At 66.3% G+C, this 18,670-nt stretch carries 13 protein-coding genes; 5 read left to right on the forward strand and 8 right to left on the reverse strand.

Translation table 11 applies throughout. The annotated features are described in order from the left end of the window. The first annotated feature begins 41 nt into the window (after positions 1-41). Positions 42-1,472, forward strand: coding sequence for a cysteine--tRNA ligase (cysS, locus tag LA343_RS03920; protein ID WP_025402059.1), 1,431 nt, complete (start codon positions 42-44; stop codon positions 1,470-1,472). Between the two features lie 76 nt (positions 1,473-1,548). On the opposite strand, the gene LA343_RS03925 is transcribed toward cysS, so the two are convergent. Continuing rightward, a complete protein-coding gene (locus LA343_RS03925) occupies positions 1,549-2,925 on the reverse strand; it encodes an MFS transporter (protein ID WP_144084473.1) in 1,377 nt (458 codons plus the stop codon). A gap of 103 nt (positions 2,926-3,028) precedes the next feature. Here LA343_RS03925 and rlmB point away from each other — a divergent pair, with 103 nt between their 5' ends. Continuing rightward, positions 3,029-3,988, forward strand: a complete 960-nt coding sequence (rlmB, locus tag LA343_RS03930) for a 23S rRNA (guanosine(2251)-2'-O)-methyltransferase RlmB (protein ID WP_025402061.1) — start codon at positions 3,029-3,031, stop codon at positions 3,986-3,988. Positions 3,989-4,029: 41 nt separating this feature from the next. Here the strand turns inward: rlmB and LA343_RS03935 are convergent, their stop codons facing one another. The 4 genes from LA343_RS03935 to LA343_RS03950 are packed head-to-tail and all read right to left on the reverse strand — an operon-like array spanning position 4,030 to position 9,976. Continuing rightward, positions 4,030-5,778, reverse strand: a complete 1,749-nt coding sequence (locus LA343_RS03935) for a carboxylesterase family protein (RefSeq protein WP_025402062.1) — start codon at positions 5,776-5,778, stop codon at positions 4,030-4,032. An 18-nt stretch (positions 5,779-5,796) separates the two neighbouring features. Further along, a complete protein-coding gene (locus LA343_RS03940) occupies positions 5,797-6,729 on the reverse strand; it encodes a glycosyltransferase family 2 protein (protein ID WP_025402063.1) in 933 nt (310 codons plus the stop codon). Next, positions 6,726-7,850: a glycosyltransferase gene (locus tag LA343_RS03945; RefSeq protein ID WP_052337510.1), complete on the reverse strand. Its 1,125-nt coding sequence runs from the start codon at positions 7,848-7,850 to the stop codon at positions 6,726-6,728. The genes LA343_RS03940 and LA343_RS03945 overlap by 4 nt, the downstream gene beginning before the upstream one ends. Further along, positions 7,847-9,976 (reverse strand): glycosyltransferase, encoded by a 2,130-nt coding sequence (locus tag LA343_RS03950; protein WP_224207946.1) that lies wholly within the window; start codon positions 9,974-9,976, stop codon positions 7,847-7,849. Before LA343_RS03950 ends, LA343_RS03945 begins: the two co-directional genes overlap by 4 nt. 94 nt (positions 9,977-10,070) lie before the next feature. On the opposite strand from LA343_RS03950, the gene LA343_RS03955 reads away from it, so the two are divergent. The 3 genes from LA343_RS03955 (at position 10,071) to LA343_RS03965 (ending at position 15,419) form a co-directional block, all read left to right on the forward strand. Continuing rightward, positions 10,071-11,177, forward strand: coding sequence for a WcbI family polysaccharide biosynthesis putative acetyltransferase (locus LA343_RS03955; protein ID WP_025402065.1), 1,107 nt, complete (start codon positions 10,071-10,073; stop codon positions 11,175-11,177). Then, positions 11,174-13,663 carry a glycosyltransferase gene (locus LA343_RS03960; RefSeq protein ID WP_025402066.1) on the forward strand — a complete coding sequence of 830 codons (2,490 nt, stop codon included), beginning with the start codon at positions 11,174-11,176 and terminating at the stop codon, positions 13,661-13,663. Before LA343_RS03955 ends, LA343_RS03960 begins: the two co-directional genes overlap by 4 nt. Before the next feature lie 460 nt (positions 13,664-14,123). Continuing rightward, entirely contained in the window at positions 14,124-15,419 is a 1,296-nt protein-coding gene (locus LA343_RS03965) for a PDDEXK family nuclease (RefSeq protein ID WP_144084474.1), read from the forward strand. Positions 15,420-15,862: 443 nt separating this feature from the next. Here LA343_RS03965 and LA343_RS03970 read toward each other — a convergent pair whose 3' ends face one another. The 3 genes from LA343_RS03970 to LA343_RS03980 are packed head-to-tail and all read right to left on the reverse strand — an operon-like array spanning position 15,863 to position 18,598. Continuing rightward, positions 15,863-16,897, reverse strand: a complete 1,035-nt coding sequence (locus LA343_RS03970; RefSeq protein WP_025402068.1) for a metal ABC transporter permease — start codon at positions 16,895-16,897, stop codon at positions 15,863-15,865. Further along, positions 16,894-17,595: a metal ABC transporter ATP-binding protein gene (locus LA343_RS03975; protein WP_025402069.1), complete on the reverse strand. Its 702-nt coding sequence runs from the start codon at positions 17,593-17,595 to the stop codon at positions 16,894-16,896. The genes LA343_RS03970 and LA343_RS03975 overlap by 4 nt, the downstream gene beginning before the upstream one ends. After that, positions 17,585-18,598, reverse strand: coding sequence for a metal ABC transporter solute-binding protein, Zn/Mn family (locus LA343_RS03980; RefSeq protein WP_039910858.1), 1,014 nt, complete (start codon positions 18,596-18,598; stop codon positions 17,585-17,587). Before LA343_RS03980 ends, LA343_RS03975 begins: the two co-directional genes overlap by 11 nt. Positions 18,599-18,670: the final 72 nt, after the last annotated feature.

The raw sequence follows: 18,670 nt of genomic DNA on the forward strand, positions 1-18,670 counted from the left end.
CACCGGGGTGCGCGTGACATAGATGCGTAAAATAGATAAATGTGACTCTGCGAATTTACGATACCGCGCGCCGGACCCTCCGAGACTTCGAACCCATCAGGGAAGGCCACGCATCGATCTATTTGTGTGGCGCCACCGTGCAGTCGATTCCGCACATCGGGCATGTTCGCTCCGGTGTGGCGTTTGACATCCTGCGCAACTGGCTGGAGGCCAAGGGGTTGGACGTTGCGTTTGTCCGCAACGTCACCGACATTGACGACAAAATCCTCACCAAGGCCGCCGAAAACGACCGCCCCTGGTGGGAATGGGCCGCCACCCACGAGCGCGCCTTCACCTGGGCGTACGACCAGCTGGGCGTGACCCCGCCCTCCATCGAGCCACGCGCGACCGGACACATCCCGCAGATGATCGAGTACATGCAGCGCATCATCGACAACGGCCACGGATACGCCGCCGAGGGCAACGTGTACGCCCAGCCCGCCACCATCGAGGACTACGGCTTCATCTCCGGCCAGCGCCTCGACGAGATGGACCAGGGCGAATCCGCAGGCAAGGGCAAGCGCGACCCGCGCGACTTCACCATGTGGAAGGCCGCCAAGCCCGGCGAGCCCTCGTGGGATACGCCGTGGGGGCCGGGCCGGCCGGGCTGGCACATCGAGTGCTCTGCGATGGCCACGAACTACCTCGGCAGCGAGTTCGACATCCACTGCGGCGGCCTAGATCTGCAGTTCCCGCACCACGAGAACGAGGCCGCGCAGGCCCGCGCCGCCGGTGACGGCTTCGCCCGCTACTGGATGCACAACGGCTGGGTGACGATGAGCGGCGAGAAGATGAGCAAGTCGCTGGGCAACGTGCTGTCCATCCCGAACGTGCTCAAGCTCGTGCGCCCGGTGGAGCTGCGCTACTACCTGGGCAGCGCGCACTACCGCTCCATGCTGGAGTACTCGGAAACCGCGCTGGGCGAGGCCGCCGCGGGATACCGTCGCATCGAAAAGTTCCTGCTGCGTGTTGCTTCTGTTGTTGGGGTCGACGCCACCTCAGCCCCAGAGGCCTTGCCTGTCGGTGAGGTGACGGACGAATTCGCGGCGAAGATGGATGAGGATTTGGCGGTGCCGCAGTGCCTGGCCATCATCCACGAGACCGTGCGCGAAGGCAATAAGCTGCTGGATGCGAAGAAGCCGGACGTGGAACGGCTGAAGGAGATCGCCGGTTCCGTGCGCGCCATGACGGCGGTGCTGGGCGTGGATCCGCTGTCTGACGTGTGGCTGGATTCCACCATTGCCGCGGCCGGTGGGTCGGCAGCTGCGATGGGTGCGCTCGATGTGCTGGTGCGCTCCGAGCTGGAGCGCCGCGCGCAGGCCCGGGCGGAGAAGAACTGGGCGGTGGCGGACGAGGTGCGCGATCGCCTGGCCGAGGCCGGCATTGAGGTCACGGACACCGCCGACGGCGCGAAGTGGGCGCTGAAGGACTAGCTGCTAGCTGGCGGTCGTTCAGCCCGCGCTTGTACGATCTGTACGAACTTCAATCAGCTGTACGAACTCCAGCCGCCTACTCCAGCGCCGTGCCCCGCTTCTCTGGCAATGTCAACGCCGCCGCAGCCGCCACCGCAAAGGTCACCCCGAACACGGCAAACAGCATCCCCTGCCCACCGAACGAGAGAATCGGCGGCACGATGAGCGGCGCCGCGATAGACGCAATGCGTCCGAACCCTGCCGCCGCGCCCGTGCCCGTGCCGCGCAGGTGCGTGGGGTACAGCTCCGGCCCGATCGCATACAGCGCACCCCACGCGCCCAGGTTGAAGAAGCTCAAAGCACAGCCCGCGGCGATGATCTGCCACTCCGCGCTACTCGCGCCGTACAGCCCCGCCGCCACCGCGGAGCCCACAAGGAACGTAGCCAGCGTGCTGCGCCGCCCCCACTTCTCGATGAGAAACGCCGAAACCGCATATCCCGGCAGCTGCGCCAGCGTGATGATCAGCGTGAACGTGAAGCTCTTGACCAGTGTGAACCCCTGCTCGTGCAGGATCGACGGGATCCAAATGAACGCCCCGTAGTAGCTCAGGTTGATGCAGAACCACACCACCCACAGCGCCGCCGTCCGCGTGCGCAGCGCCTCGCCCCAGATGCCCGCCGCTGTGTCTGCCTCAGCTTCCTTTTCCTTATTCTCGACGCCACCCCGCGCCCCCACAACCCCACGCCCGCCATCGGTATCGTCACAGAACAGCGGCTTGGACTGTTCAAACGAGCGGACCACGGCCTCGGCCTCGTCCTCCCGACCCCGCGATTCCAAGAACCGCACGGATTCCGGCATTCCCAGCCGCACGACCAGCGCATACGCCGCTGGGATGCAGCCCAGAGCCAGCGCCCAGCGCCAGCCATTATCGGAACCCGCCACCACAAACGCGCCGATGCACGCCGCAGCGATCCAACCCACGGCCCAGAAAGCCTCCAGCAGCACCACCATGCGCCCGCGCACGGCCCGGGGCGAGAACTCCGAGACGAACGTGGAGGCCACCGGCAATTCCGCGCCCAAGCCCAAGCCCACGATGAAGCGGAACACCATGAGCACCGCCAGGCTCCCCGCCAGCGCGGACGCGCCCGTGGCCAGCCCATAGATGAGCAGCGTGGCGGCGAAGACCTGCCTGCGGCCGAACTTGTCCGCCAGCAACCCACCCAGCGTGGCGCCCAGCGCCATGCCGACGAAACCGATGGAGCCCAGCCAGGAGGTCTGCGTGTGGCTCAACCCCCAGTGGGCCGTGAGCGCGGCCATGATGAACGACACCAACCCCACGTCCATCGCATCTAGGGCCCAGCCGACACCGGAGCCGCCGAGAAGCTTGGCGTGCTTGGCCGTCACTGGGAGCGACTCCAGCCTGTCGTTCCTCGTCATGGCTGGTTGGAGTGGGCGCGTTTGGGCGTCAGACATAGAAGGAAATAGTACCTGCTGGCCCCGGAAAGATAGGATGGCAACCATAGCAACCGGGATAAGTATCGATAAAGAACTACATGAGACATAAGAGGGTGTAACCGTGGCGGGAAATTCGCAACGACAAGGGGCAACGAGGAAGACGTCGAAGAAGGGCGCAGCCAAGGGCTCCGGCGGGCAGCGCAGGCGCGGGCTGCGCGGCAAGGGCGCGACCCCCAAGGCCGAAGATCGCGTCTACCACGCCGCATATAAGCGGAAGAAGGCCGCGGAGCGCCGGGCCTCGGGCGCGCACGATCGCCGCTCCACCGACGTGGAGCTGGTCGTGGGCCGCAACCCCGTGATCGAATGCCTCCACGCCAACGTGCCCGCCACCGCGCTGTACGTGGCGGAGGGAACGAAGAACGACGACCGCCTCGCCGAAGCCGTGCACACCTGCGCGGATCGGGGCATTTCCGTGCTGGAGGTTTCCCGCGCCGAGCTGGAGCGCATGACCGGCAACGGGATGCACCAGGGCATCGGCCTGCAGATCCCGCCGTACCAGTACGCGGAGGTCGAAGACCTCATCGACAAGACCGCCGAGGCCGGCACGCCGGGGCTCATCGTGGCGCTGGACAACATCACCGACCCGCGCAACCTGGGTGCGGTCATCCGCTCCGTGGCGGCGTTCGGCGGCCACGGCGTGATCATTCCGGAGCGTCGCAGCGCATCCGTCACCGCGGTGGCGTGGCGCACGTCCGCGGGTACGGCGGCGCGGTTGCCGGTGGCGAAGGCCACGAATATGGTGCGTGCTCTTAAGCAGTTCCAGCAGGCCGGGTACCAGGTTGTTGGTCTCGACGCCGGAGGCGACCACACCCTCGATACGTACGACGGCACCACCCCGACGGTCATCGTTGCAGGCTCCGAGGGCAAGGGACTGTCCCGGCTGGTGTCCGAGACGTGCGACACGATCCTGTCCATCCCGATGGCGGGGTGGGTCGAATCGCTCAACGCATCCGTGGCGGCGGGCGTGGTGCTCAGCGAATTCGCTCGGCAGCGCCGTGCTCAAGGCGTGCAGGGGGAGTAGCTCGGCGCCGGGGCGTAGGAATCAGAGCCGGATGAAAGGCTCTACAGCACGAGATTGACCTTCTCCCACGCCTGGCGCAACGACGACTGGGGATCGTATTCGGTGCGCTCCCCACCGGGGATTTTCGAATCAAAGATCTGCGTGGCGTATCCGTGGCAGTAGGGATCGAATCCAGGGTCGCGGTGGTGAATAAACCGGCGCCACCGGTTGTGCATTGCCGCCGTGGTGATCCGGAAATCATCCCGGCCACCGAGCAGGAGAGCAACTCTGCCCTTATCCAGGTCATACCGCTGGAACAGAATCGGCAGGTCCAGAGCGTGCATCGATCCGATGCCGGAGACTCGGAGGAACGGCGTGGTGGTATCGAGGCGGTACACCCACGCATGACCGGATGGGTGGTTGCTGGCCATGCGCCATGCTGGGGCGGTAAAGATGGCATCGCCAAAGAAGCGGCCGACCATGGACCGCGAACGACCATCCTTGTAGTGCTCGCGGAGGATCTGGAGTCCACGGGGGCCGAGGTCAGCGGTAGCGGCGGAGGCCTGCGCGGCGGCGTCGGTGGAGGAATCATCCGAGGCCTTGTCGGCCGCCGTGTCTGATGCCGCATCGGACGCAGCATCCGCCGCCGCAGCGAACAGCCCGGCAAACGTTTGCGAACGCCGCAACTGCATGGAGCTGGGCTTGGCCTCCAAACGCATCATGTCGTATTCATTGCGGTTGGACCCCACAAGAAGCGGGACATCGAGCATCGCACCGGGTTCCAGCGGGTGGCGGGGCAGCAGATCCCCGTCGACGAGCGGGGCGAACGGCCCAGCCGTCGATTCGGGATTATCCGCCTGATACCGCACGAGCTCGTCAGACAGTTGCCCCAGCATCTTCGCGTCCGCCTGCAGCAGAGCTTCGGTCGCCTTCTTCAGCGCCGGGCCGTCCAGCTCCGGCGGGGCGGTGTTCACCGGCGCGCGCTTGGCCGGAGGTACATCCTTTTCATCCACCATGCGCTGATACCACCGGGCGGCAAAGTCCACCCACGGCCCCACGGTCGTGGGAGTGTGCACGATCGTCGCCGCCGGCGACTGCGCGATACCGGCGCTGATGATCCCCTCCAGCTGCGGTGTAGCGAGCAGCGCGGAAACCATCGAGCCTCCGGAAGATTCACCCATGATCGTGATGCGCCCCGGATCACCGCCGAAGGCCGCGGCGTTGTCGTGCACCCAGCGAATAGCCGTCACCAGGTCGGAGTGCCCGGGGTTCGTGTCCATGTCGTCGCTGGTGTAGGTGCCATACCCCAGGGACATCTGCCCCAGGATTCCTACTCGATAGTTGACGCCAACATAGACGCAGTCGATACTCGTGGCGAAGTACTCGCCGGACAGCATGGGCGACGCGGCCGAACCATGGACGTTCGACCCACCGTGGATATACACAACCACGGGGCGCTTGGCATCGGTGTCGATGACGGTGCTGTCCGCTGCGTCTGCTGCGTCATTCGCTGTGTCACGGGGAACCACCACGTTCAACCACAGGCAGTCTTCGTCGCCCTCCCACGTGCCCTCGGAGCGGCGCGATCCCGCATGGTACTGCGGGCAGGGGTGGCCGGAGGCGTCGGCGTGGAAGACCTCCTCCCAGGGCTCGATGGGCTGGGCGCGGCGAAAACGGAGCTCACCCACGGGTGGCGCCGCATATGGGATGCCACGGAAGGCCGCGACTCCCGTTTCCGCATGGCCCTTCACAGGGCCCGTGGTGGTGTTGATGATCCACTGATCGCGAATGCTCGCTCCGGTCTTAGCCATGGAGCTAATTGTATAGATTTAGATTGGCTGTTCTGGACGATCGGCAATTCTGCCGGTCACGGCCCAGCGTCCGCCCTCCATCACGATGGCCCCGGCGTTGGCGAATTCCCGCAGCCAGCCCTCCATCGGCCACGTTCCCCACTTCGCGTAAAAGCGGTTGGCGTTGTCCACGATCTCCGCGAGGTGCTCCCACGGCGGGGAGCTCACCGGGTGCCACAGGTGGAAGGCGTGCGCACCACCGACCCACACCAGGGGATCCTCATGAGCGCGCAACTGCCACCCGAAATCGGTGTCCTCGCCGCCGTAGCCCACGAAGGATTCATCGAAACCACCCCAGCGAGCCCGGATGCTTCGCCACGTGGCGCTCGTGGTGGCAAAGGACAAAGACCAGAAAAGATTGGCATCGTCGCCGGTAGCCGTGCGGACATCACCGGTTGCAGGGAAGGGACGAGCCGGGTGGGGATCAATCCACGAGGGGTCAATCGTAAGAGCCACCGCCGAGGAATCCGCGGCAGCACGGTCGAACAGCGTGCGCGTGCGCTCTGCTGGCAGATACGTCACCGGCCCAGCGACCACCCAATCCGGATGCGCCCGCAACCGGTGGGCGTAGAGCTCAACGAGCTCAGCGGAGGGGAGGCAGTCAGCATCGAGGAAGATGATGACATCCCCGCCCGTGTCCGAGTGCTGTGCTGCCCGTTCTGCACCCCGTTCCGCGGCCCGTTCCGCAGCCCAGTCCCCAGCGAGGTTGCGTGCCGCTGCCAAATGCGGGCGATCCTTTCCTGCGGCGGCGCCAACCCGCCCGATGGAATGCACGCCTGGAACAGACAAGTCCTCGTCCCCGAGCGTCACCACCGCGTGGAGCGCATCCGGGCACACGGCAGTGAGCGCCCGGTGCTGCAGGCGCACCCGCTCAGCTCGGGAGGCATCGGCCAGTGTGACCACCGTGATCATTGGCTGCCCCCGGAATCCGAAGCGCGGTGCTCACCGCAACGCGCGATCACCTCCGCCGCACGCGCCGCCGCCCCACGCACGTTCCACACATCGCCGATGCTGGCGGCACCTGAATCCCGGCGCCGGCTCGCGTCAGCCAGGAGATCCGCCCACGCGGCGGGCTCCGGAAGGCGCTCAACCACCACCGCGGCCCCGAGCTCACTCACAGCGCGGGCCGTGGCCGCCTGCTCACCGAACGGGCGCTCCTGCGGAACTAACACAGCCGGGGTGGTGGTCAGCCCAATGTCGGCGACGGAGTTCTGCCCCGCGGCACTCACCACCACGTCGGCCGCCGCGATCACGGGGACCGGGTTGTCCACGGTATGCCTGCCACCCAGCACCTCGACGTGCCACCCGGGGCAGGCCCGCTCCACGTCCCGCCAATAATCCTCAGTCCACGACGTACCGCCCTTGCCCTGCAGCACCACCACGGTGCTGGCGCCGGGCTGCGCCGACTCCCGGACTCGAGGGGACGTGGGGTGGGGAAGCGTGGTAGCGTCGAACCGAGAAATGCCCCCGACCGGATGCAGCCGGTCGGCGTGAGCGCGCAAGTGATCCGGGGTCGGCACTGCCGCAGGCCAGGCGGCAATGAGGGCGCTGGCCTGGGCATACGCCAACTGGTGCGGCGCGTCCGAGCGCGTGCCCGGCATAGCGATGTGCACCACCGGCACCCCCAGCAACCGCACGAGCACGGCGACCTCCACGGACACGTCGACGTAGAACACGTCCGGGCGGGTCTGCACGACCCACTCTGCGATCCGAGCCATGCGGTCGCTGAGCCCCGGCACCCCAAGCGGTGCCCAGTGCAAGGTGCCGTGGGCGGTGGCATCTAGGTAGGAAACGGCTGTGGTTCCTAGCTCTGCGGCGTCTAGCTCTACGGTGCCTGTCTCCTGTGCTTCCATGGTGTCCATTGGCAGCTCAACATCCGCCCCGGCGCGGCTGGAGAACACCGTCACGCTCGCGCCGTGGGTGGCCATCAGCTCCGCGGCGATGCTGCGGCAGCGGTGCAGGTGCCCCGAACCGTGGTGGTGGGCGTACATCCCCACCCGCAACCCCGTGGTCGCACCCCGCACGCCGATCATCGGGCACCACCACTGACCTCGCGGTACAACTGCGTGTAGCGCTGCGCGAGGCGGTGATTGCTGTAGTTGTTTCGCGCCCAATCGGCCACGTCGCGCCGGTCCGTCGCCAGCGCATTGTGCGCCGCACGCACTAGGCCCTCCAGGCCGTCCTCCGGCTCGGCGAGGAGTTGCGGGTAATCGTGGAGCACTTCGCCGATGCCACCACGGCGAATCGCCGCCACCGGTGTTCCGGAGCCCATCGCCTCAATGACCACCAGGCCGAAAGGTTCCTCCCACTGCGGGGTGACGAAGCACAGTGAACTGGTGCGCACCACCTCGTTGAGCTGGGGTTGCGTGCACTCCGAATGCAGCGTGACTCCATCGCCCAGGCGCGGCTGGATGGCCTGCTCGAAGTAGCGCGGATTGCTGATCCGCCCCACGAGCGTGATGTCGAGACCCATGCGGCGGGCCGCGTCAATGGCCATGTGCGGGCCCTTCTCCGGGGTGATGCGGCCGAACCACACCGCCCGGGGTGCCCCTTCGCTGCCCTCCCCGAACTTCCACACGTTTTCGTCGAAGCTGTTGTGCACAATGTGCGCGGGGGAGGGCAGCCGCCAGGAATCCGCCGTGGCCTGGCTGACGGCGGCGAAGCTCCCCGGGTTCGCGGACGCGTCGATTGCCGCCTGCACATCGTCCAGGGCGGGGGTGTGCAACGTGGTAATCATCCGGGCCGCCAGTGCGCTGCCGAAGAGCTCGGGGTGCAGGCTGTTGTTGTGGATCACGTCGATGCGCCCGGAGGCCACATCCCGCTCCAAGTGGGTGCGCAACCGTTTGAACGCCGCATCCTCTTTGGCCCGCTCACCCGGCGGGTACGTGTGGTCCTCGCGGATGTGCGCGTGGCCCGTCCAGTCCACGCCGGGAAACTCCACGGTCTTGTTATTGCCCTCCGAGCCGGCCGCGGCGTACAAATCCACACGGTGCCCGCGCTGGCGCAGGGCCTGCACGGTCGTGGCGCAAAAGGCCTCCAGGCCACCCGCGTAGGGCTGCGCGATGGGGAAGCGCGCCGGGGCGATGAAAGCCACGTTGAACGTGGGCCGGGATAGCTGCTGATACGTGCTGCGGTGGAAGTCCTCCGTGGCATCGCGCTGCGCCGTGCGGTCGCCCTGATAGGCCAGCGGACCCAGCGCGGCCAGGGACACGGCGGCCCGGCCTGCCGCCGTGCCATCGGCGGTGGGGTAGGAGGCCACGGCGGCGGGATCATCGGCCTGATCGGCATAGCTGCCACACTCCGGCGCGGCCACGCGGGCGCCCAGGTCGCGGCACATTTCCAGCCAGCCGGAATGCGTGCCCACCTGATAAGGCAGAATCACCGCAGTGCACTGGGCAATCGTGGAGAACAGCTCGTCGTCAGCCATCGGATCGTGCACCACCACTCGTGCCGCCGAGGGCAGCTGAGCGTTGAGGCGTCGAACAAAAGAAGAATCGGCCTGATCCCGGTGCACGAACACCGCACAGGTCATACCCGCGGCCGCACACTCCTCGGCAATGTCCTGGTAGAAGCGAGGATCGGCAACCACATTCGTGCGCATGGACTTGAGGAACACCGCGACATCCCAGCGGCGGTCCGGATCATTCGCCCGCGCCAGAGCCGGGTGCGCATCCGGCACCACCTGCGGGTGCGGCAGCACGGTAATGCGGTGGGCGGGCACCCCAAACTCGCCGGTCAGCCGCTGTTGGGCGTGATCGGTGAGGGTGATGATCCGCGCGGCGTCGGCCAGCAACAGGCGCAGCTGCTGATGGTAGGCACGCTGGTCGAGCAGGTGCGGGTTGTCGATATCGTGAACCGTGAGCACCAAAGGAGTGCGGCGGTCCCGCAGGGCCTCCAGAAACGCGGCGGTTTCGGTAACGCTTAGGTGTTCGTATCCGAAGTGGACGTGCACCACGGAGATGGAGTCTTTGACCTCGGAGGGGGTGTCGGGGGTCTCGGCGCGCCACCAGCTGGCGTCGAGGCCTGGGTGCGGCCACCAGCGGGCGGGGTTGGTGGGGTCGATGACGGGGTCGCGGAGCAGGCCGATGGAGGATTTAGGCTCCTGCGGGGCGACGGACTGGACATAAGGATGCCCCGCAGGGATGGACAGGACAGCCAACCTAATTCCTTTCCGGAAATTCTTAATTTAACGTTCTTACTGTAGCGCAGTTTTCGTAGGAATGTACGATGACAAATATCCCGCGGAATGTACGATGACAAATATCCCGCTCGCGCAGGGGATCACGCCCGCAGGGCGCGAGCCGCACATCACCAACAGACCAGGAATCATCGCGCCCATGCAGCAGCGACCAGCCAGCCCCACACCACCGCGCCTCGACAGCGCCGACGTGACCCCCAGGCATCACCACTACGGCGAGTTCTACGGCCTCGCGCCGCGGTGGCGGGAGCGAACCCCCGGCGCGATCCGCATCTGCGTGATCGGCAACTGCCAGGCCGAATCGCAGCGCATCCTCCTCGATTCCACTGGCCTGTTCGATAGTTTCCGCATCCCGCCGGTTCACGAGTGGGATGAGCTGGACGTTCACTTCGCCCGCACTGCCATGGCCGACTGCGACGTGCTAGTCACCCAAGCCATCCGCGACGACTACCGCGGCCTGCCCTGCGGCGACAAGCAATTGGCCCGGTTTCTGCCTGCCCACGGCACGGTCGTGCGCTACCCCGCGCTGCGCTATAGCGGCATGAATCCCGCCATCACGATCATCCGCGTGCCGCAGGATACGTCCCTGGATCCGCCGGTGGTTCCGTACCACGACCTGCATAATCTCGCCGCGTTCGCTGGTGTTGCTCGGACGGGTTCCCCCAATTTCGACGCCACCATGCAGCTCTTCCTCCACGAACTACGGGTGCGGGAGGTCGCGCATGGCTGCGTGGAGATCAGCGATGTTGTGGCGGAGGCTCCGCGGTGGCACACGGTCAACCATCCGGATAATGCCACGCTCATGGAGCTGGCCCGCCGGGTGGCACGAAGGATTCTGGAGGTTAGTGCTGGCAGCGGTGCCAGCGGCGGCAGTGGCACGAGCGGACGCAGTGGCACCAGTGGCGCTGAAGCAGCGCTGCCGCAGGTCCACGACCCCGGCCGTGAACTGTTGGGCGGCATCGACGCGCCGGAGGATCCCCAGGCCACGGCCCACTGGGGCGTGGACAATCCCCGCACGGCCTGGGTGGACCATGGCGCGGACATCCCCGTCGACCAGGTGTGGGAAGCCCAACGGGAGTTCTACCGGCAGTACCCGGATGCCGTGACCGAGGGGCTGCGCAGGCACGCGCCGATGCTGCGGGCGCTGGGGTACGACGCATGAGCGACACCCCAGCATCAACCTTCGTGGATAACGAGCGGCAGCGACTGGTGAACCACGTGCTCGTCGGGCCCGATGAGCACGGCGTGACCGAATACGGCCTGCGCCTCGCCCACGCCCTCAGCGAACTCGCGGGAGGGCAGAGTGTGCCCGTCCACCGCTTCGCGACATGGCAGGACCTCCGAGACGCGGTGGACGGCGGGTGGCGCCCCGGCCGCCCCAGTGATCCCGGCCACCCCAGTGATCCCGGCGATCCCGTGCACGTGACCTTCACTGACCATCTCTTCGGCGCGGACCCGCAGGCCGCCGTGGAGTTGGTGGACAAGCTCGCGGAATCCCGCCCGCTCAGCGTGTCTGTCCACGACGTGCCGCAGCCGCAGGAGGGCACCGCCCGCTATCAGCGCCGCGCCGCCGCCTACGTGCGCCTCGCCGAGCGCGCGGATGTGCTGTGGGTGAACTCCGAGCACGAAGCGCGGTTCTTCCGGGAGGAGTGCCGCAGCCAGGGGAGCCGCGCCGTCGACCCGCGGATCGTGCCGCTTCCCCTCCCGGCCACGCTCACGGATGCTACCGACACGGCAGGAAAGCGGGGCGGCAGCGGGGTGGCGTCGGATGTCACGGTGATGGGATTCATCTACCCAGGCAAGGGGCACGCGGAGCTTATCGACGCGCTGGCCGGGACCGGGGTGCGGGTCCGCGCGCTGGGTGCGTTGGCGGCGGGGCATGCCGAGTTGGGCGAGCAGCTAACGCAGGCGGCCGAGCGCGGCGGGCTGGACCTGGAGATTTCCGGCTACCTACCGGAGGAAGATCTGGAGCGGGCGATGCGCGCTGCCGACGTGCCGGTGTGCCCGCATCGGCATTTTTCGGCGTCTGGGTCGCTGATGAAGTGGGTAGCGCTGGGGCGCCGCGTGCTCGTGGCCGACAGCGACTACGCCCGTGAGCTGGCTGAGCTATGGCCGGAGTTCATCGTCACCGTCCGCGACGATCAGTGGGCGAAGGCGATTGCGGAGCTTCCCCAGGGGTTCAGCGAGCCGCTCGAGCCGCCGACGAATTGGACGTGGCAGGACGTGGCGCGGGCGTATCAGCGCACGTGGCTGCGCCGGATCGGCGGGGTGATCTCCCGGCAGGGCGTGGCCGAGAACGCCACCGATCGAGAATACGCGGAGCCCCCGCTGGTCAGCGTCATCGTGCCGTATTACAACAACCCCACCGACCTCGAGCGGCTTGTGCGCGCGCTCGACCAGCAGGATTACCCCGGCGACATCGAGTGCATCGTAGCCGACGACGGCTCCGACACCCCGCCGCCCATCCCCCGGGATCTGGGTTTTCCCGTGCGCGTGGTGCGCCAGGAGGACCGCGGCTTCCGCGCCGCTGCCGCCCGCAACCTCGGCGCCCAGCACGCCCGCGGCAGTGTGCTCGCCTTCCTTGATGGCGACACGATTCCCCGCTCCAGCTACCTCACGCACGCCGTGGCCGGGCCTACCGCGGACCCGCGCGTGGTCACCATCGGCACGCGGCTTCACGGTGACGGCACCGAACCCACCTGGCTCGCCGATGCTTGGAAGAGCACCGATGACCTCCACGCCACTGACGATTCCCTCTGGCGCTTCGTCATCTCTGCGGTGCTGACGTGCTCGGCGGAGCTCTTCGACCGCGTCGGCGGCTTCGACGGATCCATCGTGGGCTACGGCGGCGAGGACTGGGATTTCGGCTGGCGCTGCTGGAACGCCGGTGCCCTGTTCCACCATGAAGCAAAGGCAATCGCGGATCACGATGCCCACGATTGGGCCGGTCGTACTAGCTCCGCCGAGGCTGCCTGCGAGGAGAAGAACCGCGAGACCGTCGCCCTGGCTCCGCGCATTTCGCATCCGCTGGCCCGCCCGGCCGGTGTGGTGTTCACCGTGCCGGACGTGCTCGTCATCCTCCCTGCTGCGTCTACCTGGCCCGTCGGCGCATGCGAGTCCGTCATCGCGGGCTGGCTCGCCCTCCCAGACGTGCACCTGCTCTGCCCCCGCACGCCCAGCGCGACCGCCCTGTTCGCCGCCGACCCGCGGGTTCATTTCTTTTCCTCCGACGCCACCAACCAGCCCTCCCACACCGACCCCGCTGGGGAGTGGATGGGTGCCCGCTTGCGGGTTCACCTCGCGGTGCCGGCGATCCCGCAGAGCTTGGAAGATGTGACCGAGGTAGACAACCTCGGTGGGCACGTGCGGCTTATCGCCCCGCCGGAAAGCGGGGAGCGCTTGGTGCGAGAGGAGTCAGAGGTGCCAGGGGAGCCAGAGGAGCTGGTGCTGGCCGAGGTCGATAGCGCGCGTTACCGGGCAAGCCGCGCGCCGGGTGACGGCCCGGGTGATGCTCTCCGTGATGTTCCGAGTGACGCGAAGGCGCCGCCGCGGAGGATTCCGGGGTTGGTGCGCGACGTACCCATCGCCGAGCCGTGGGAGATCATCGGTGAACCCCAGCGCCTTGAGCGGCGCTTCGCCGGCTGGTGACCAGGCCGGCAGTGCTCGGTGGCTAGCGCCTAGTGCTCAGTACCCCAGCGCCTATCGCCCAGTACCCCGGCGCCTTGTGTCGAGTGGCTCGTAGCCCGCTCCGCGCCATAGGTGCTGGCTAACATTCCGAACGCGACGCCCGCCAAGATGGGCACAAAAGCGAGCCCGGGGACGAGGAAGATGATCGGCAACATCCCACAGTGTGTGCTGAGCGAAGTGCATGGCGGTGCAGAGCACACCAGCTAAAGCGCCGGTGATCCCGCCGTAGTTCATGGCAGTGGTGGGGATGCGCGGCCATCAACTGGGGATAACCGTTAAGGTTTTTCCACAGGCACGGGTTTATCCACAACCCGCCTGTTTATCCACAACCCGCCTGTTTATCCACAACCCGCCTGTTTATCCACAACCCGCCTGCGGATTCGCTGTTTGGATGCTCGGGCGCTGCGGATGCTGTGCTGTGATGAGCCCCATGAAGATGGAGCCCAGTGCATCGATGGAGCTTTTCACCGCCCGGCAGCTCACTGACATGGGCGTAACCCGTCGCGTGCGCAGGCGCGACTTCCACCCAGTCGTGCGGGGGTTCTACGTGCGCCGCAGGCATTCGCTCGCTGACCCGGTGCCGGAGTATCCGGGGCACGGCGCGGTGACGCGGGCGGTGGTGCTATCCCGAATGGCAGCGGGCGGGGTGGCTAGTCACTTTTCGGCGCTGGCGCTGGCGGGGATACCGTTTTTCGTCGACGACCAACCCACCACCTTCCGCCGCCAAGGCCGCGCTGTGCACGGAACGCTGGCCCCTTTGCCAGCGCGGGATTCTGGGAACATGCGGGAAACGGGGAGCACCGGCAGCGCAGGCCGCGCGCGCCGTACAAGGGGCACGAACCACATCCGCAGCACAACATCCCTACGACCTGCAGACCAAGTCTTCCTCATCGGTTGCGCGCGGCCGCCCCGGCCACACCACATCTGGCGCCCACTCCCGGGCAACACACCTTTGCTCGCCCAACGGCCGATGGTGGCGCTCGCGGACGTGGTGGCGTCGCTCGAAAACGACCGTCCATACGTCAGCACCGAACGCTGGCGCATCCCGCCGCCCCTGCAACCGCGGGCGACTACCGTGCGGCAGGTTCAGGTGATCAACGCGTTCTTCCACGCCATTCCCTCGGAACTCACCGCGGCGCAGCGATCATTGTCGCTGGTCACAGACCTGTGCGATGCGAAGCTTGTCCAACGCCTCATCGACCTCTCCGACCCGGGCGCCGAATCGCCGATGGAAACTCTCATGCGGCTGATGGTGAAGCGCCCCATGGTCGAGCGCGGGTTTCGGTATGTGTCGCAGGTTGACCTGGTGGTTGATGGCCGTCGGATCACTCGCGCCGACGCCATCATCCTCCCCAATCACCAATCTCATCGGATCGTTGAGGTGAGTCCGCGCCGGGAGAACGAGCCCTATCCTCATAGGGTGTTGCGTCTGGATTCCTCGAGGGCTTGTGGGGGCAAGGGGGAGTGGGCGCGGGAGCGAGAGTGGGAGGGGGCGGGCGAGTGGACGGGGGAGCTGGCGGGGGAGCGGGATCTCAGCGCGGTGGCACTGATGTTCGACGGGGCGCATCACCTTCAGCGCAGTCAGCGCGACCGTGATTCTGCGATCCTTGCCGCCGTAACTGGGGCGGGGCTGCCGATGCTGCGCGTTACCGCTGGCATGCTCAACGAGCCGGGCCACCTGCTGGGCTTAACCTTGCAGCAGCTCCGCCTGTGCTAGCTCTCTACTACCCTGCCTCCCTCCCTGCACTGCCTTCCCTACCGCCCGGCACTGCCTTCCCTACCGCCCGGACAGCCTTCCCTACCGCCCGGCACTGACTTCCCGACCCCTCGGCACAGCCTTCCCTAAACTCTTCGGTAGCAGATTTGAAGCGAAAAGATGTACTGAAGGGGTACGTTGGCGGCGCTCAAATGTACATTTCGGTCCAACTTTTCGCAGCAGATCCGCTACTTCGGGTTCTGTCCCTGGATTCTGTCTCTGCCCCTCGGTTCCACCCTGCCTGCCTCTTGGTTATGTCCCTACTCCCCTCAGTTCAGAGGGAAATGGGTCCCGATCGCGCCCACTGGCCGCTGGTAGCAAATGTGAAGCGAAAAGATCTACTGAAGGGGTACGCTGGCGGCGCTCAAATGTACATTTCGGTCTATCTTTTCGCAGCAGATCTGCTACCGGGGGTGATGTGGGGCGCTGGTTAGGGAGTCTGGGGAGCCGGGGGAATCGAGAGAGTCAGGGAGGCCGGGTGAATCGGGAGCGCCGGGGGAGGCGGGGGAGCCAGGTGCACCAGAAGCCCCCAGAGCGCCGGGAGAGCCAGGACCGGCAGAAGCACCAGGGGAGTACTCGCGGGCGCGGACGCTGTCGGCGTCGACGTTCCGAGACCGCAGCCACGACACACCGCGACACAACAGGTAAATCACGAAACTAATGGTGGTCACGAACACGGACACAGGCAGGCCCGGCGCCAGCGACAGCACCAGCCCACCCACCGCGGACACCACCGAGAACACGCCGGACAGCACCACGGCCACCACGGGGTTGGATGTCACCTTCACGGCCGCCGCGCCCGGCGTGATCAGCAGCGCGATGAGCAGCAGGGCGCCCACGATCTGCACGCCCTGGCTCGCCACCACACCAATGAGCGCCGCGAAGACCAGCCCCAGCACACGCACCTTCACCCCGCCCGCCGCAGCCAGCACCGGGTCCACCGTGGCGAACAGCAGCGGCCGCCACAGCAGCGCCACCACAGCCACCACGAGGCCCGCTAGTCCCGCGAGGATCCCCAGGGACGTACCACTCACGCCCACGATTTGCCCGGTCAGCAGGCTAAACGCGGTGGAGGATCGGCCGGGGTAGAGGTAGATGAACAGCACGGATAGTCCCATGCCGAAGCTCAACACCACGGCCACGATGCTGTCTTGCTCGCGCATCCCCAGCGCCGTGAGCACCACGGCAGCGAGCACAGCGCCGACCAGCGCGCCCCAGCTCACGCTCGCGCCGAACAGCAGTGCCGCCGCCGCGCCCATCAGTGCCAGCTCGCCCGTGGAGTGCGCGGCGAAGCTCATCTGCCGCATCACGATCAGCGGAGCAATCGCGCCGGAGACCACGCCCAGCAGCAGCGCGGCAAGGATTGCGTTCTGCACGAAGTCCACGCCCAGCAGGCTCATCGTGTCGGCCCACCAGTTGCCGGTAGAGAAGTCGGTCATACCACTATCAACCTTCCGTCAACGTTGAGAACTTTCACTTCCGTGCGGTACAGCGCAGACAGCGTCTCGCTGGTCATAACCTCATCGACCGTGCCGATCGTGTGCCCGTGCGGGGTGAGGTACAGCACCCGGTCGGTGACGTGCAGGATCGGGTTGATGCCGTGCGTCACGAACACAATCGCGGTGTTGTGCCGCCGCCGGTATGAATCGAGCAGTTCCACCGTGCGCTTCTGTGCCCGCAGATCGAGGGAGAGCAGCGGCTCATCACACAGCAGCAACTCGGGGTTGTTCGCGAGCGCCTGCGCCTGGCGGATGATCTGCTGTTGCCCGCCGGAGAGCCTTCCCACGCGCATATCGGCCAGCCCGGTCGCGCCGACTTCCTCCAGCGCCGCGGCAACCTCGTTCTTATTGGGCCTTCTTTTTTTTACGACGCCATGAGCCAACGACAACCCCACCAAGTCCTTGGCCCGCAACGGAATGGATGGGTCGAACATGCGCTGTTGGGGGATGTAACCAATGCGGCCGGTGACCTCTACGGTGCCGGAGCTGAGCGCGCGGGTGCCCAGGGCAGTGTTGAGTAGCGTGGACTTGCCCACGCCGTTGGAGCCCAGGACGGCTAGAAACTCGCCTGGCGCGACCTCGAGGTTGAGGTCGCGCCAGAGGGGCTCCACGGATGCGTCGTGGAACTTAAGAACCATTCTTGGTGGCTTCTTCCAGTTTGTCGACGAAGCTGTTGGCGTACTCGAAGTAGGTCTGGTCTTCGTCGGGTGTTTCGTTGAGGTTGACTACCGCGACCTTGTGGGCCTTGGCGGCGTCGATGAGCTGCGCGGATGCGGGGGTCTGCGATTGCTCGTTGGTAATGAGGGTACCGACCTTGCCGTTGTCGATGAGTTCCTTAGTGGCAGCGATGTCCGCGGCGGAGGGTTCGGATTCCTTGGCGACGGCGTTGGCGAAGCCTTCCGGGGTTACATCCTTCAGGCCGGAATCGAGCACGACGTCCTGGCCGATGGATTCGGTGAGCACCACATTCTTGCCCTTGAGGGCCTTGATGCGCTTTTCGAGCTCGTCGGCTTGCTTGGTGATCTCTTCCGACTTGTCGGGGATGCTGGAATCGAGCTTGTGCAGCTGCTCGGCGACGTGGTTGCCGAAGTTGCGGACGTCGTCCATGTTGAACCAGGCATGCGGGTTAGGGACGCCGTGATCGTGGCCCTCGTGACCGTCGGCTGCATGGTCGTGGCCGTCAGCAGCGTGATCGTGTCCATCGGCTGCGGCGCCCTCGGTGCCGTGGTCGTGAGCGGCATGATCATCAGCGCCGTGATCGTGGCCCCCGTGGTCATGCCCCTCAGTGATCGGCAGGGCCGTGACAACTGGAGTGCCCTGCTTCACGTGATCGGTGAGCCAATTGTCATATCCGCCACCATTGGCGACGACAAGATCCGCACTATCCAGCGTCGCGAGATCGCGGGCGGTGGCCTCGTACTCGTGGGGATCGTCGTCCTTGCTACTCAGGATGGTCACAACATCCACATTCTTGTGGCCATCGGCGGCCTCCTTGGCGAGGTCGCCCCAGATCGCTGTGGAGGCGACGACCTTGATCGTCTTGCCGTCGGCGGGGGTGTCGGTCGAGCCTCCATCGGAGCAGGCCGACAGACCCGCGCCGAGAAGCAGAACTCCGGTGATGCTGGCTAGTGCTTTCTTCATAGCTGTCAAAGCTAAGACAATTGACAATTATTGTCAATTGGAAATCTATTGAAAACAGTTAGCCATAGGGTT

This window comes from Corynebacterium falsenii, from assembly GCF_020099275.1.
GTDB classification, from domain to species: Bacteria; Actinomycetota; Actinomycetes; order Mycobacteriales; family Mycobacteriaceae; genus Corynebacterium; species Corynebacterium falsenii.

Excerpts from the sequence above, each read along its gene's own strand:
- LA343_RS03925 (WP_144084473.1), bottom strand. The coding sequence starts at position 2,925 with ATGTCTGACGCCCAAACGCGCCCACTCCAACCAGCCATGACGAGGAAC.
- LA343_RS03935 (WP_025402062.1), bottom strand. The coding sequence starts at position 5,778 with ATGGCTAAGACCGGAGCGAGCATTCGCGATCAGTGGATCATCAACACC.
- LA343_RS03940 (WP_025402063.1), bottom strand. The coding sequence starts at position 6,729 with ATGATCACGGTGGTCACACTGGCCGATGCCTCCCGAGCTGAGCGGGTG.
- LA343_RS03945 (WP_052337510.1), bottom strand. The coding sequence starts at position 7,850 with ATGATCGGCGTGCGGGGTGCGACCACGGGGTTGCGGGTGGGGATGTAC.
- LA343_RS03955 (WP_025402065.1), top strand. The coding sequence starts at position 10,071 with ATGACAAATATCCCGCTCGCGCAGGGGATCACGCCCGCAGGGCGCGAG.
- LA343_RS03960 (WP_025402066.1), top strand. The coding sequence starts at position 11,174 with ATGAGCGACACCCCAGCATCAACCTTCGTGGATAACGAGCGGCAGCGA.
- LA343_RS03965 (WP_144084474.1), top strand. The coding sequence starts at position 14,124 with ATGAGCCCCATGAAGATGGAGCCCAGTGCATCGATGGAGCTTTTCACC.
- LA343_RS03970 (WP_025402068.1), bottom strand. The coding sequence starts at position 16,897 with ATGACCGACTTCTCTACCGGCAACTGGTGGGCCGACACGATGAGCCTG.
- LA343_RS03975 (WP_025402069.1), bottom strand. The coding sequence starts at position 17,595 with ATGGTTCTTAAGTTCCACGACGCATCCGTGGAGCCCCTCTGGCGCGAC.
- LA343_RS03980 (WP_039910858.1), bottom strand. The coding sequence starts at position 18,598 with ATGAAGAAAGCACTAGCCAGCATCACCGGAGTTCTGCTTCTCGGCGCG.